This window comes from Variovorax sp. GrIS 2.14 (assembly GCF_046115955.1).
In the GTDB taxonomy this organism is placed as follows: domain Bacteria; phylum Pseudomonadota; class Gammaproteobacteria; order Burkholderiales; family Burkholderiaceae_C; genus Variovorax.
In genome coordinates this window covers 25,826-40,169 of record NZ_JBJXIA010000014.1, presented here as the reverse complement: position 1 = coordinate 40,169, position 14,344 = coordinate 25,826, and the positions used below count along the sequence as shown (strand labels likewise).

The 14,344-nt window shown below is 66.1% G+C and carries 11 protein-coding genes; 6 read left to right on the top strand and 5 right to left on the bottom strand.

From position 1 onward, the window contains the following. Window positions 1–124 precede the first annotated feature (124 nt). Complete coding sequence (locus RCH10_RS20310; protein ID WP_409053786.1) at window positions 125–3,751, bottom strand: patatin-like phospholipase family protein; 3,627 nt, start codon at window positions 3,749–3,751, stop codon at window positions 125–127. 301 nt (window positions 3,752–4,052) lie between these two features. On the opposite strand from RCH10_RS20310, the gene RCH10_RS20305 reads away from it, so the two are divergent. Genes RCH10_RS20305 through RCH10_RS20290 form a run of 4 tightly spaced genes read left to right on the top strand, consistent with a single transcriptional unit; the run spans window position 4,053 to window position 7,211 of the window. Beyond that, on the top strand, window positions 4,053–5,108 hold the full coding sequence (locus RCH10_RS20305; protein ID WP_409053785.1) for an acyl-CoA dehydrogenase: 1,056 nt from the start codon (window positions 4,053–4,055) through the stop codon (window positions 5,106–5,108). Then, window positions 5,096–5,866 (top strand): PIG-L deacetylase family protein, encoded by a 771-nt coding sequence (locus RCH10_RS20300; RefSeq protein ID WP_409053784.1) that lies wholly within the window; start codon window positions 5,096–5,098, stop codon window positions 5,864–5,866. Before RCH10_RS20305 ends, RCH10_RS20300 begins: the two co-directional genes overlap by 13 nt. A 14-nt stretch (window positions 5,867–5,880) precedes the next feature. Beyond that, window positions 5,881–6,483, top strand: a complete 603-nt coding sequence (locus RCH10_RS20295; RefSeq protein WP_323501872.1) for a class I SAM-dependent methyltransferase — start codon at window positions 5,881–5,883, stop codon at window positions 6,481–6,483. After that, window positions 6,480–7,211, top strand: coding sequence for a glycosyltransferase (locus RCH10_RS20290; RefSeq protein WP_409053783.1), 732 nt, complete (start codon window positions 6,480–6,482; stop codon window positions 7,209–7,211). Before RCH10_RS20295 ends, RCH10_RS20290 begins: the two co-directional genes overlap by 4 nt. 68 nt (window positions 7,212–7,279) lie before the next feature. Here RCH10_RS20290 and RCH10_RS20285 read toward each other — a convergent pair whose 3' ends face one another. Genes RCH10_RS20285 through RCH10_RS20270 form a run of 4 tightly spaced genes read right to left on the bottom strand, consistent with a single transcriptional unit; the run spans window position 7,280 to window position 12,880 of the window. Beyond that, the gene (locus tag RCH10_RS20285) at window positions 7,280–7,456 is read right to left on the bottom strand and encodes a hypothetical protein (protein ID WP_323496142.1); all 177 of its coding nucleotides are present in this window, start codon (window positions 7,454–7,456) and stop codon (window positions 7,280–7,282) included. A gap of 22 nt (window positions 7,457–7,478) precedes the next feature. Then, complete coding sequence (gene parC / locus RCH10_RS20280; RefSeq protein WP_409053782.1) at window positions 7,479–9,890, bottom strand: DNA topoisomerase IV subunit A; 2,412 nt, start codon at window positions 9,888–9,890, stop codon at window positions 7,479–7,481. Window positions 9,891–9,918: 28 nt separating this feature from the next. After that, window positions 9,919–10,905: a lytic transglycosylase domain-containing protein gene (locus RCH10_RS20275; protein WP_409053781.1), complete on the bottom strand. Its 987-nt coding sequence runs from the start codon at window positions 10,903–10,905 to the stop codon at window positions 9,919–9,921. Further along, window positions 10,883–12,880, bottom strand: coding sequence for a DNA topoisomerase IV subunit B (locus tag RCH10_RS20270; protein WP_409053780.1), 1,998 nt, complete (start codon window positions 12,878–12,880; stop codon window positions 10,883–10,885). Before RCH10_RS20270 ends, RCH10_RS20275 begins: the two co-directional genes overlap by 23 nt. Window positions 12,881–12,963: 83 nt before the next feature. Between RCH10_RS20270 and RCH10_RS20265 the strand changes: the two genes are divergently transcribed. Next, complete coding sequence (locus RCH10_RS20265; RefSeq protein ID WP_409053779.1) at window positions 12,964–14,178, top strand: MFS transporter; 1,215 nt, start codon at window positions 12,964–12,966, stop codon at window positions 14,176–14,178. A 5-nt stretch (window positions 14,179–14,183) separates the two neighbouring features. After that, entirely contained in the window at window positions 14,184–14,324 is a 141-nt protein-coding gene (locus RCH10_RS20260; protein WP_323496147.1) for a hypothetical protein, read from the top strand. The last annotated feature ends 20 nt before the right edge of the window (window positions 14,325–14,344 follow it).

The window sequence follows — 14,344 nt, the reverse complement described above, 5'->3', positions numbered from 1 at the left end:
GCTCTTCCGTCGCTGTTGCTTGCTCAGCTAAACACCATATGCCACCGTGGAGCGATCCCGGCCCTTGATGACGGCGAGGAACACAGCTTGCGCAAGCGGCGATGGCAGACGCCTCGAAGAAGCGTCAACGCCCTGCCCCGCTCCCACCCGTCTGCGAATACAACGCCGGCCGTGGCAACCAGACCTCGATCGTCCCCGGTGCGCCATTCAGTCGACTCGGCAACGCCGCCACGCGCCACTTGCCCGACGGCGGCTTGGCGGTTTGCGCCAACGCATCTGCACACGCGCGCAGACTGGCGTCGTGATACAGGATGGTCGGGACAGGATGGCCTTCGGGGGGCGAGCGGCCAGCGGTGCGTGCGCTGGCGAGCACGTCTTCGATCGGCGGCACCGAAGCACCCAACGCGCGCCACGCAGGTCGGAAAGCACGGGCAGCATCGCGCGATTCAGGACCGAAGATCTGGATGTAGACCAGCGCGCCGCTGCACGCGGTCGATGACGGCGGTGGGCGTTGCGTCTCTCGTACGGCAGCGGTGATGGGTGGCGTCGCCGAGCCGACCGGCTCAGGCCCAGTCGCCGACGGGGTCGGCATCCGCGAAGGCAAAGGTAGCGGCTCAGGCGCCGCACCCGCCCCCCGAAACGCCACGCGCCGCGCATCGAACGGCGCCCGAAGCCGGGTCCATAACGCCTCGGCAAAAGAACCCGCCCCTGCGCCCAGGCCGCTGCAGTTCGACTGCGCCGGCGTCACGCCGGTGTAGTCGCGCGCCCAGTAGCGCGGTGCGCAGGCCGTCGACGGCGCGGGTTGCAGGCAACCGATGTCGTTGTCGGGGCTGAGCAATCGCGCGCACGCCGGGCTGACGCTCACTTTGTCTGGATCGACAGGTGTACCGATGCCGACGCCCGCGTTCTCCAGTTCTTGTGCGCAGGCCTTCTTTGCATCGTCGACGATGTGCACCGACAACCTGAATTTCGCCAGAAAGTTGTCGCTGCCCGATCGGCACAACAGGTCGCCCGTGCGCAGCAGTTCGCCGGCCAACGACGAAGGCGCTTCGCCCGGCGAAGCGTTGATTCGAAGCTTGGCCCAGCGGTCGGTCAGGTCCTTGAACGCGGCTGCCTCTGCGCTTTGCTTTTGCGCGGCCTGCGTGCGCCAGCTGTCGATGCCCTGCCATGCCGCGACGCCGAAGGTGGCGGCAGTGCCGATACCGATCGATGCCGTCACCGCACCTGCTTTGAGCACGCGCGCCTGCAGCCGGCTGACGGTGGCGACGGCGCCATTCGCGCCACCGGCGCCGGTCGCTGCGGCCGCATTGGCCGCGTTCACCGCGCTGACGGCGTTCGCATGTGCCAGCGCCGGCCCGATCTGCCCGTCGTCGATCTTGAACAGGTCGTGCGTGCCGTGAGCGATGCGCGACAGCATCTCGCCATCGAGCCTGTTGCCGATTTCAGCACCGAGCCTGAAGTAGCTTTCCCACTGCGCTTCGTCGAAGAACTGATCGGTTGTGGGCTGTTGCGGAAAGAGCGGATTCGCCGCCTTGAAGTTGACGAGGTCGACCGGCAGCTCGGCCGACATGTTGGGTTTGACCAGAACCATGTGGCCGCGCAGGCCGCTCTCATAGTCGATGCGCGCCAGCGCCAGGCACGCTTGGCTGTTGGTCGATGCCAGGTCATTGAGCGAGCCGAAGACGCCGACGTAGGGCCAGTCGGCATCGACGCACGGCTTCAACAGAACGATGTCGGCGCTGAGGTCGATGCGGGCGCGGCGGATGAGATTTTCAAGATCGTTGAAGCGGTAGTTGGGGTCGGCGCCGCAGTCGGCCACGACGATAAGTTCGGCCTCCTGCCGCAGCAGCGCATACACGCCGGTATTCTCGAAATGACCGCCGTCGCTCAGATACCAGTTGGCCGATCCGCTGCCCGGAAAAGCACCGAAGCATTCGAACAGCATGAAGCGCGTCTTCATCAGGAAGGTCGTCGCATGCCGCGCCGCACCAACCTGCAGAATGCCGGCCTGCGCGCTGTTCCACCAATAGCCCAGCCGCAGTCCCGCGAACACCGACAGTGCCGCAATGCCGCGCTTGGTCATGCGACCCAGTCCGGGTGCAAACGCCGCGCCGGAGATGGCAGTCCAGGCGCCTACCGTGAGCGCTGCCTCGCCCCGCGCCTTGGCCCAGGGCGCGCCGACCGCCTGCATCCAGCCCAGCGGGCCAATGGTCAACGGCAGGCTCTTGCGATCGCGGTTGAAGAGCTTCTGCTTGGGGTCGTGCGTCTGGTTGATGCACACGTTGATGAAGTGCACAGGTCCGCCGAAGCGGTGCGGCGCGTACTTGAGTTGCGCCAGATCGTCCTCGTCGTCGACCGAGCCGACCGGCACCTCCGGCGGCGACAACGCCGACAGCCCGTCGAGCGGATTGGCGCCCAGCCGATGCTTGTTGGCCGCACCCAGATAGCCGCGCACGATGCGCGCCTTGTAGAACATGTGCAGCGACGACAAATTGAGAAACGCGAAGTTGCGCCCCGTCATCCACGCATAGCCGAAGACGACGACGAATATCGTCGCAAGCCAGACCCAGCCCCGCGAAAACTCCAGCCCATCTTCAGTGAACACGGGGAGCAGCACGCCCGCGTAGAGCACCGCGATCCACCATGCGGCGAGGCAGAAAGCGACGATCAATCCGAACAAGCTTCCGACCGTCATCAGCAGCTGACGGCCAACGCCGGGCAGCTCGCTCTTGCCGCTGTAGAGCAAGGGCAACACACCGCGCAGCGCGGCCGCGCCGATCAGCAGCACGCCGCCATAAGAGGCCCGCGTTTCGCGCGTTTCCGCGGCCAGCCACCAAGCACTGCGATCGAGTGCGCCGAGCAATCCGAGCACCAGCATCAGGTACAGCATCGAGGCCAGCGTGTCGGTGAGTTCATTGCGCATCGCAGCCGCCACGCATCCGCGCAGGGTGCGATAGAGCACCCATCCGAGCGCGATCACCCAGGTTGCCGCGAAGCCGCCGAAAGCTGGCACCAGCCACACCGGCGCGCTGTATTGCAGCTCCAGCGTCGGGCCGACATAGAACGCGGCGCCAAAGAGCGCGCACCACAGCGCCATCATGCCGACAATGGCCCAAACAGACGGCCGGTCGCGCACCGACCAGTACGCATCGGCCAGCACGATCGACAGCGCCCAGGGCACCAGCATCATCAGCCAAAGCGTGGGCAGTTGCGTGGCCCAGCGCACCGGCGCGATGACCGTCTCGGCGTTGTCGAGATCGACGGTGCGTGCCACCGCTTCCCACAGGCCCAGGTCGACACAGGCGAGCCCCAAGCCGATGAGGCACGCCGCAATCGCGATCTCGATGTGCGTGCCGAGCAGGTTGCGCAGGTACAGCGCGACAGCGAAGAGCGTGTCGCGCATGCCGCCCGGGATCAGGTAGCGCCCATTGCTGCGCAGCCACCAGCCGAAGCGCACGTTGTCGACTTCGGCAAAGGCGCCTTCTACCGCGCGCACTTCGTCCGGCGTGGTGGCGCGCGTGCACAGGCGGCCGAAGGTCGAGCCGATGTAGCCGCCGCCAGAAACCGTCGAAAGCAAATCGAACCTGAGGAGTTGTCTTCGCTGCGCAAGCGCCTTCAGCATGCCCAGGCAGAAGGTAGCGCTCCGGATGCCGCCGCCCGACAAGGCAAGACCCCACGGCCGGCGCCCGTCGTCGGTGCCTTCGAGTGCGACGCGGCGCTCCGCGACCAACTGCTTGATGGTGTCGTCCATCCGGGTCCTCGTTGTCCAGCGCGGGATGTTTTCATGGGCCGCTCCAAGCGGCAATGCGTCGGACGGTCTATGACCAATGTGGGAGATTCGGCAACGTATCTACAGCCGTCGGCGCCAGGCGCATCGCATGGGCTAAGGACCTACGACATGGCCGATGCGCCGCCCTACAAACGGCGGCGCGCTGCGCCGACGGGACGCGTTCGAACGCACACGTACGGTCCTCCCACTTCGCGGGCAACTCAAAGCTCACTCCGCTGCGCAACACGACAACCAGACAACAAAGAGACCGAGGGACCACCCCATGCTTGCTCCCGTGACCGACGATCTATTCGAGCGCCTGCAAAAGCAATATGGCCACGATCTGACGCTGGCAGCGCTGGTCGAAGCTGGCGCAGATCGGCTGCCCCTGCCGGGCGCGGGCGAAACGTTGAAGCGGTGGCGAGCACTCGCGGCGGTCGCGGCGCACGATCTCTCTCTGGTCAAGCTGTTCGAAGGTCACACCGATGCGCTCGCCATCCTGGCGGAACTCGGAGGCGACGCGCCGGACGGCTCACTGTGGGCGACCTGGTGTGCCGAGCCACCGGACGCTCGCGTCGCTTTCGAAGCGCACGGTAGCTCTTCACGATCCCCCGCGACTTCGGCTTCGTCGCTGTCCCCGACGGATGCCGCTTCTCCGACTCTGCGCCTTCACGGAACCAAGGCGTGGTGCTCCGGTGCGGCAAGCGTCACGCACGCCGTCGTCAGCGGATGGAACGCTGCCGGCGAGCCCTGCCTCGCTGCGGTGTCCCTGCAGCAACCGGGCGTCACGGTGACAGAACAAGGCTGGCACGCCGTCGGCATGGCGGGCAGCGCGAGCGTCGATGTCCGCTTCGATGGCGCGCATGCCACGCAACTCGGCCAGCCCGGTGACTACACGCGACGTACCGGCTTTTGGCATGGCGGCGCCGGCATCGCTGCGTGCTGGTACGGCGGCGCCTGGGGCATTGCCCGAACCGTGCACGAGCGTTCAGGTGGCAGCAAGGCACCGCACCAGCTGGCGCACCTCGGCGCCATCGATGTGGCGCTGGCAGGTGCCGCGGCGGTACTGCGGGAATCGGCGGAGTGGATCGACACGCATCGCGATGCCGATGCACAGGCCGTCGCCATGCGTGCGCGGCTGGTGGTCGAGCATGCCGCCGAAGAAGTGATCCACCACGCGGGCCGCGCACTCGGCGCCGGGCCGCTGTGCCGCGACGCTCGCTTCGCCCGCGCCATGGCCGACTTGCCGGTGTTCCTGCGACAAAGCCACGCTGAGCGCGATCTGGCCTCGCTCGGCGCGCTGGCGCTGGAATCGAAAGCCGCGTCATGGATGCTCTGATCTCCGTGCCAAACGACCGCGCCATCGAAGGCGTCGGCACCACTGAAGCCGAGTGGCTGGGCTGGCCGCGCCTGACGCAACTGCCCGCCCTGACGGCCAGCGAGATGGTGCCGCACGGCGCACGTGCAGTGGTGGTGGCGCCGCATCCGGACGACGAAATCCTGGCGGTCGGCGGGCTGCTCGCGCAGCTCGCCCGGCTCGGCACACCCGTGTTGATCGTCGCCGTCACCGACGGCACTGCGAGCCATGTCGGCTCTACCGAATGGCCGGTAGAACGGCTGGTGCGCGAACGGCCGCATGAAAGCCGAATCGCATTGCATCGGCTCGGCATCGCTACCGAGCCCGTGCGACTCGGCCTGCCCGATGGCCAGATCGAGGGCTATCGCGATTTGCTCGCTGAACGGCTTGCGCCGCTGCTCACGGCCGACGACGTGCTCTTCACCACCTGGCGCCGCGACGGCCATCCGGACCATGAAGCCACCGGCGATGCCTGTTCCGTGGCATCGCTGCACAGCGGTGCACGCCTCATCGAAGTGCCGGTGTGGGCGTGGCATTGGGCCAAGCCCGCCGACACGCGTCTCCCCTGGAGTCGGGCGCGCCGCATCGTGCTCGATGCCGACGCTGCCGAGCGCAAGCGCCATGCCGTGCAGGCCTTCAGCAGCCAGCTCTTGCCCGACGCGTCGACCGGAGCCGGACCGATCCTTCGCAGCACGACGGTCGCACGCGCGGCGCGCCCGTTCGAGGTGGTCTTCGAATGACCGCGCCTGCCCCCATGACCGACAAGACCGCGTACTTCGACGCGATGTACGGCCACAGCGCCGACCCGTACGCGTTGCGCACGCGCTGGTACGAGCAGCGCAAGCGGGCCGTGCTGATGGCCGCGTTGCCGCACCCACGCTACGGCCTCGCCTACGAGCCTGGCTGCGGGGCGGCCGAGCTGACGGTCGAACTCGCCTCGCGCTGCGACCATGTGCTGGCAAGCGACTTCTCCGACAACGCCGTGACAGCCGCACGCGAGCGCACCGAAGCGCTCGACAACGTGCGCGTCGACAAACACGTGCTGCCGCGCGACTGGCCTGCTGCCGACGCGCCCTTCGACCTCATCGTGTTGAGCGAAGTCGGCTACTTTCTCGACGCCGCGGCCATGCACCGTGTGGCGCGTTGCTGCGCCGCATCGCTCTCTGCAGAAGGGGTGCTTGTCGCGTGCGATTGGCGGCCCGACTTTTCGGAGCGCGCTCTTTCCACGGAAGCGGTGCACGCCGCGCTGGCCGACATCGGCCTCCCGCAATGCGTGCGCCACGACGAAGACGATTTCCTGTTGCGGGTGTGGTCCCGCGACAGCCGTTCGGTGGCACAACTGGAAGGCATTCGATGATTGGTATCGTCATCCCCGCACACAACGAGGCCGAGCACATCGGCGCCACGCTGGCCGCCGTGACGCAGGCGGCCACTCATCCGGCACTGAACTGCGAGCCGGTGCGCGTGATGGTGGTGCTCGACAGCTGCGACGACGCCACCGGCGCCATCGTCGAAACCTACGGCGCAGCGCACGATGTCACGACCTTGCCGCTGTCTGTCCGCAACGTCGGCATGGCACGCGCGGCCGGTGCCAGCCGGATGATGGAGGACGGCGCGCGATGGCTCGCTTTTACCGATGCAGACACCATCGTTTCGCCCGACTGGCTGGTGAAGCAACTGGCGCAGGAGGCGGACGCAGTGTGCGGCTCGATCGGCATCGACGACTGGAGCGCACACGGCGCTCACAGTGAGTTCATTCGCGACCATTTCGCCCGCACCTACACGGACGCCGACGGGCACCGCCATATTCACGGGGCCAACCTGGGCGTGTCGGCCGAAGCGTACCGCCGCGTGGGTGGCTTCAGGCCGCTGGCGTGCAGCGAAGACGTGGCGCTGGTCGAAGCGCTACAGGCTGCGGGTGCCCGCATCGCGTGGAGCGCGGCCCCGCGCGTGAGCACCAGTGCGCGTCGGAATGCCCGCGCGCGCGGCGGCTTCGGCGACACGCTGATGGCTGTGATCGCGGCTGGCATGTCGGCGGTAGACGCACCTATGACCGGCGGCAACGGACCGCTGATGTCCGCCTGAGACGCCTCAGACGCCTGACATGTCGGCGGCTCTGCCGACTGCGACTTTGCCAGCCAACCGCGCGGTTGCTAGCCGCCGCGCCGTTGCCGCGCGCGACGAACCTGGCGACTCTGCACCGCCTCGCTGGCGAGGCGCTCGCGGTTGCGCCGGTCTGCACGACGGCGCTTGCTGAGCCAACGCGACAGCGCGAAGCTGCCGATGCACGCCACCAGAAAAAACGAGATGCCGACGACGCCGAATTCCATGGCCGTTTCTTTCTTGCCGTGCTTATAAGACGCGGACGACGCTGGTCGGCTTGAAGCCGAGGTCCGCCGCCTTGCCCTTGCGGCCACGGCTGCTGCGCGCATTGTTGAGGGTACGAATCTCCAGGGTCTCGTCGCGTTCCTTGCCGCCGCGGCCGATGCCTTCGATTTTTACGCTGCGCGTGTAGGCGGCCGCACCGGCCAGCGTGTCTTTGGCTTCGAGGTCGATGAGGGTCAGTCCGCGGCCGCCCTTCGGCAGGCTTTTCATCTCGGCGATCTCGAAGGTCAGGATGCGTCCGCCGGTCGATGCGCAGGCCACGTGCGTGGCGGCGGGTATCGCTTCGCCCCCAAGGGCGCTTTTTTCGCCGATGTGCACCAGCGAAGGACGGCAGAGCTGCTCACCCTCGCCGACGTCGAAGAAGGCCTTGCCGCCGCGCTGGCGCGACATCATGTTGTCCACCGTCGCGATGAAGCCATAGCCGCCGGTGTTGGCGAGCAACAGGCTGGCGCTGGCCGGGCCCGCGAAATAGTGCGCGACCTGGGTGCCGCTGTCGAGCTCGATCAGCGTCGTCACGGGTTGTCCGTCGCCGCGGCCGCCGGGCAGCGATGCCACCGCCACGGTGTAGACGCGGACGCCTTTCTCCTTGGCCGTGCCGAACACGAGCAGCGTGTCGACCGTTCGGCATTCGAAGACGGCGTAGAGCGCATCACCGGACTTGAATGCGTACTCCGCAGGCGTCGTGCCCGCGACCACCTTCTCGCTGGCCCAGCCCTTCTGCGCGCGGACCCAGCCCTTCTGCGACACGATCACGGTAACCGGCTCATCGATCACCTTCACCTCGGCAATGGCACGTTTTTCGGCCTGGATCAAAGTGCGGCGCGGGTCTTCGAATAGCTTGGCGTCGGCTTCGATTTCTTTCACCAGCAAGCGACGCAATGCAGTCGGGCTGCCAAGAATGTCGTCGAGCTTTTTCTGCTCTTCCTTCAGGCCCTTGAGCTCCTGCTCGATCTTTATCGCTTCGAGCCGCGCCAGCTGACGCAAGCGGATTTCGAGGATGTCCTCGGCCTGACGCTCGCTCAGGGCGAAGCGCGCGATCAACGCCGCTTTCGGGTCGTCGGCTGCGCGAATGATCGCGATCACTTCGTCGATGTTCAGCAGCACCAGCTGCCGGCCTTCGAGAATGTGGATGCGGTCCAGTACCTTGCTCAGGCGATGGCGCGAGCGCTTCTCGACGGTGATCTCGCGGAAGGCGATCCACTCGTTGAGCATCTGCCTGAGCGACTTCTGCGTCGGCTTGCCATCGATGCCGACCATCGTCATGTTGATCGACGACGAGGTTTCCAGCGACGTCTGCGCCAGCAGCGTGGTCACGAAATCTTCCTGGCTGATGCGTGACGTCTTGGGCTCGAACACCAGTCGGACCGCCGCGTCCTTGTTCGACTCGTCGCGCACCACGTCCAGCACCGACAGCAACGCGGCCTTGAGCTGCGTCTGGTCGGCGCTCAGCGCTTTCTTGCCGGCCTTGATCTTCGGATTGGTGAGCTCCTCGATTTCCTCGAGCACCTTCTGCGTACTGACGCCGGGCGGCAGCTCATTGACGACCAGCTGCCACTGGCCGCGCGCCAGCTCTTCGATCTTCCAGCGCGCGCGGACCTTGAGCGAGCCGCGGCCGGTGCGGTACGCCTCGGCGATGTCGCTGGCGGGGCTGATGATCTGCGCGCCACCTGGGTAGTCGGGGCCAGGCACGATCGCCAGCAACTCTTCTTCGCTCAGCTTGCCGTTCGTCTTGATGAGCGCCACGCAGGCGTCGGCGATCTCGCGCAGGTTGTGGCTCGGGATCTCGGTGGCCAGGCCGACCGCGATGCCGCTCGCTCCGTTGAGCAGCGTGAACGGCAGGCGTGCGGGCAGCAGGCGCGGCTCTTCCGTGCTGCCGTCGTAGTTGGGGATGAAGTCGACCGTGCCTTCGTCGATCTCGTCGAGCAACAGGCTGGTGATGCGCGCCAACCGTGCCTCGGTGTAGCGCATGGCCGCGGCGCCGTCGCCGTCGCGGCTGCCGAAGTTGCCCTGGCCGTCGACCAGCGGATAGCGCTGCGAGAAATTTTGCGCCATGCGCACCAGCGCGTCGTAGGCGGCCTGGTCGCTGTGCGGATGAAAGCGGCCGAGCACGTCGCCCACCACACGCGCGCACTTGACCGGTTTTGCGCCCACTGCCCCATTCGTGCCGCCGAAACCGAGCCCCATGCGGGACATCGAATAGAGGATGCGCCGCTGCACCGGCTTCTGGCCATCGGACACATCGGGCAGCGCGCGGCCCTTGACCACGCTGAGCGCGTATTCGAGGTAGGCGGTCTGGGCGTAGTCGGCCAGGGTCAGCGTGGTGCCGTCGCCATCGCTATCAGGCGGGCTCGTGAGGTCGAGCGGAGGTTGGGAGTCCATCGTCACAGTCGGTTCGAAGAAAAAAAGGTTACTGGGTGGCCGGCGGTGCCGTCACGGGCACCTCGGGCATGTAGGGCGAGGTCGGCGGCAGGGTCATGGGCAAGGCCGCACGGGGCAGAGAAGGCGAAGGGACAGACGAAGGCAAAGCCAAAGACGTCGAAGGCTCGGCCGACGTTTGCGGCGCGTAGGGCATGGTCGGCATCTGCGCGCGTTGCGAGGGCGGCATGTTGCCGCGTCCCAGCGCCCCGCCGATTTCCATGCGCACCCGACCGGGCACTTTGCCGCCACGAGCGCCGTACGTGGCGCCGGCATCCGGCTTCAGATAAGCATAGAGCTGCAGCACCGTCTTCACGTAATTCTGCGTCTCCTTGTAATTGGGAATCTTGTTGCCGGCACGCTGCACCGCGCCCTCGCCCGCGTTGTAGGCCGCGATGGCCAGGTCGAGCTCGCCCGGGAACATCGAGATCAAATCGCGCAGATAACGCGAGCCGGCCGCGATGTTCACCCGCGGATCGAACAGCTTGGTCTCGACGCTGCTCTTCTTGTCGGATTGCACACCGTACCGCTGCGCGGTCGCGGGCATCAATTGCATGAGGCCGATGGCGCCCTTCGGCGAGACCGCTTGCGCATCGAAACCCGACTCGGCCGCGATCAACGCCTGCAGCAGCTCGTAGTCGATTGCGTGGCGCTGCGACGCGTCGCGCAAGGCGGTCTTCGCGGTCTTGTAAGTCGGCGATGCCTCGAACAGCGCGATCAACGTTTGCGAAGCGGGAGGCACCATGCCGCTCGACGCATCCGGCCTGCCGCGCCGGCCCAGGCCATTGGCCGTGTCGAAACTCTGGCCGCCCTTGAAGAAGATCTGGTAGCGCGAGTCGAGCTTCTCGGCCGCGAAATGCGCCACGCCCTTTTCGTCGATGTAGCCGAAGATGTCGGCCGCCATCGCGGCGTGCTGGCCCAGCGCCAACAGCAGAGCGACTGCCGCGGTCCGAAAGCTAAACGTCGATCTCGACGTCATCGGCCCGCAACTCCATCAGCTCGCGTCTGGCGGCGGCCTCGCCCTTGCCCATCAGCTTGGTGATCTCGCCCTGTGTGTCGGCGAAGCTGAGCCGCCCCAGCCGCACCTGCATCAGGCGCCGCGTGTCCGGGTTGAGCGTGGTTTCCCATAGCTGTTCGGCGTTCATTTCGCCCAGCCCCTTGAAGCGGCTGATGCTCCAGGCGCCTTCGCGCACGCCGTCCTTGCGCAGCTTGTCGAGGATGGCAACCAACTCGCCTTCGTCCAGCGCATAGACCTTCGAAGCCGGCTTCTTGGAACGCGCCGGCGCATCGACGCGAAACAGCGGCGGCTTGGCGACGTACACGTGACCGGCGTCGATGAGCTTCGGAAAATGACGAAAGAAAAGCGTCAGCAGCAGCACCTGAATGTGCGAACCATCGACGTCGGCATCGCTCAGGATGCAAACCTTGCCGTAGCGCAGGCCGCTCATGTCCGGCGTGTCGTCGGGTCCGTGCGGATCGACGCCGATGGCGACCGAGATATCGTGAATTTCGTTGTTGGCGAAGAGCCGGTCGCGCTCCACTTCCCAGGTGTTCAACACCTTGCCGCGCAACGGCAGGATGGCTTGCGATTCCTTGTCGCGGCCCATCTTGGCGCTGCCACCGGCCGAGTCGCCCTCGACCAGAAAAACTTCGTTGTGGCTGATGTCCTTGCTCTCGCAATCGGTCAGCTTGCCGGGCAGAACCGCGACGCCGGAGCCCTTGCGCTTCTCGACTTTCTGGCCCGCCTTCTGGCGCGACTGCGCGGCCTTGATCGCCAATTCGGCCAATCTTTTGCCATAGTCGACATGCTGGTTGAGCCACAGTTCCAGCGCGGGCCGCACGAAGCTCGACACCAGCCGCACCGCGTCACGCGAGTTGAGCCGTTCCTTGATCTGACCCTGGAATTGCGGATCGAGCACCTTGGCGCTCAGCACATAGGAGGCACGCGCGAACACGTCTTCGGGCAGCAGCTTGACGCCCTTTGGCAGCAGCGAATGCAGCTCGATGAATCCCTTCACCGCGGTGAACAGCCCGTCGCGCAGTCCGCTTTCATGCGTGCCGCCGGCGCTGGTGGGAATCAGGTTGACGTAGCTCTCGCGCACCGGAGCGCCGTCTTCGGTGAAGGCCACGCACCATTCGGCCCCCTCGCCTTCGGCGAAGTTATCGGCGTTTTTGTCGGCATGACCGGCGCCTTCGAACAACGGAATGACCGGGTCGCCGTGCAGGCTCTGCATCAGGTAGTCGCGCAGGCCGCCCTTGTAGAGCCACTGCTGGGTCTCCTTGGTCTTTTCGATGACCAGCGTCACGGTGACGCCCGGCATCAGCACCGCCTTGCTGCGCAACAGGTGCGTCAGCTCGGCCATCGGCAGCACAGCTGTCTCGAAATACTTGGCGTCGGGCCACGCGCGCACGCTGGTTCCCTGGCGGCGCTCGCCGGCCTCGAGCGGACGGATGACCAGCGGCTCGATCACGTCGCCGGCGCTGAAGGTCAGCCGCGCCGACGAGCCTTCGCGATGCGAGCTCACTTCGAGCCGCGTCGACAGGGCATTGGTCACCGACACGCCCACGCCGTGCAGGCCACCGGAAAAGCTGTAAGCGCCGCCCGATCCCTTGTCGAACTTGCCGCCGGCATGCAGCCGCGTGAACACCAGCTCGACCACCGGCGCTTTTTCTTCCGGGTGCATGCCGAACGGAATGCCGCGGCCATCGTCTTCGATGCCGACCGAGCCATCGGCGTGCATCGTGACCTTGATCTTCTTGCCATGGCCCGCGAGTGCCTCGTCGGCTGCGTTGTCGAGCACTTCCTGAATGATGTGCAGCGGGTTGTCGGTGCGGGTGTACATGCCCGGCCGCTGCTTGACGGGCTCGAGGCCTTTCAGGACGCGGATGGAGCCTTCTGAGTAGGCGGGCGGCGTGGACTTGCTGGAGGAAGCGGATGAAACTGGGGTAGCCATGGCCGCGGATTGTATGCGTCCACTCACGTAAAGCTGGATGGACATACAGATGTCGACCTTGCGCTTGCGGCTACATTTTCCGGATGAATGCCACCGCCCGCCCCCTCTCGATGTTCCAGGTCCTGTTGTGCGGCGCCATGATCGTCACGCTCTCCATGGGCATTCGCCACGGCTTCGGCCTTTGGTTGCAGCCGATCACTCAGGAACAGGGATGGACGCGCCAGACCTTTTCGCTCGCCATCGCGATCCAGAACCTCTCGTGGGGCGTGATCGGTGTTTTCGCCGGCATGCTGGCCGACAAGCTGGGCGCCTTCAGGGTGCTGCTGATCGGCGCGGTCCTCTACGCGGCCGGGCTGGCCGGTATGGCGCTCTCGCCCACGCCGCTGCTGTTCGCGATGACCGCCGGGGTGCTGATCGGCGCAGCGCAGGCCGGCACCACCTACGCGGTGATCTACGGCGTCATCGGGCGGCAGATTCCGGCCGAGCGCCGCTCCTGGGCGATGGGCGTAGCCGCAGCGGCCGGTTCGTTCGGACAGTTTTTGATGGTGCCGATCGAAGGGCAACTCATCGCGCAACTCGGCTGGCATACGGCGCTGCTGGTGCTGGCCGCGCTGGTGCTGCTGGTCGTGCCGCTGGCCTTCGGCTTGCGCGAACCGGCACGCATGGTTGTCGCCGGACACCGGGAGCAAACCATCGCGCAGGCGGTGATGGAAGCTTTTCGTTATCCGAGCTTCGGCCTGCTGATGGCGGGGTACTTCGTGTGCGGCTTCCAGGTGGTGTTCATCGGCGTGCACATGCCGAGCTATCTGCGCGACAAAGGTCTGTCGCCCGAGGTAGCAAGTTATTCGCTCGCTCTCATCGGGCTCTTCAATGTGTTTGGCACTTACGTCGCCGGTTCGCTCGGCCAGAAGCTGGCCAAGCGGAAGATCCTGGCGGCCATCTACTTCGGCAGGGCCATCGCGATAACGCTGTTCTTGCTCGTGCCGGTGTCACCACTGTCTGTCTACGTCTTCGCTGCCGTCATCGGCTTTTTGTGGCTGTCGACGGTGCCGGTGACCAATGCGCTGGTGGCGCAAATCTTTGGCGTGACGCACTTGTCGATGCTGAGCGGCTTCGTGTTTCTGGGCCATCAGGTCGGCTCGTTCCTCGGCGTCTGGCTGGGTGGTTTTCTGTACGACCGCACCGGCAGCTACGACGTCGTCTGGTACATCGCGATCGCGCTGGGGGTGTTCGCTGCGCTGATCAATTTGCCGGTCAAGGAAAACGCCATCGCGCGGCCGATGCCGCAGCTCGCCTGAACTGCATGAAACGCTTGCAGCATCCTCGTCTCATTACCGCTCTGGCCTGGGCGATCGCACTGGTCGCGCTGGGCGCCGTGTTCATGCTCTATGCACGGCCGGCGTTCATGGTGACGTTGATCGATCAGCTTTGGGCATGCTTTTGAGCACGGCGCCGAACGCCATC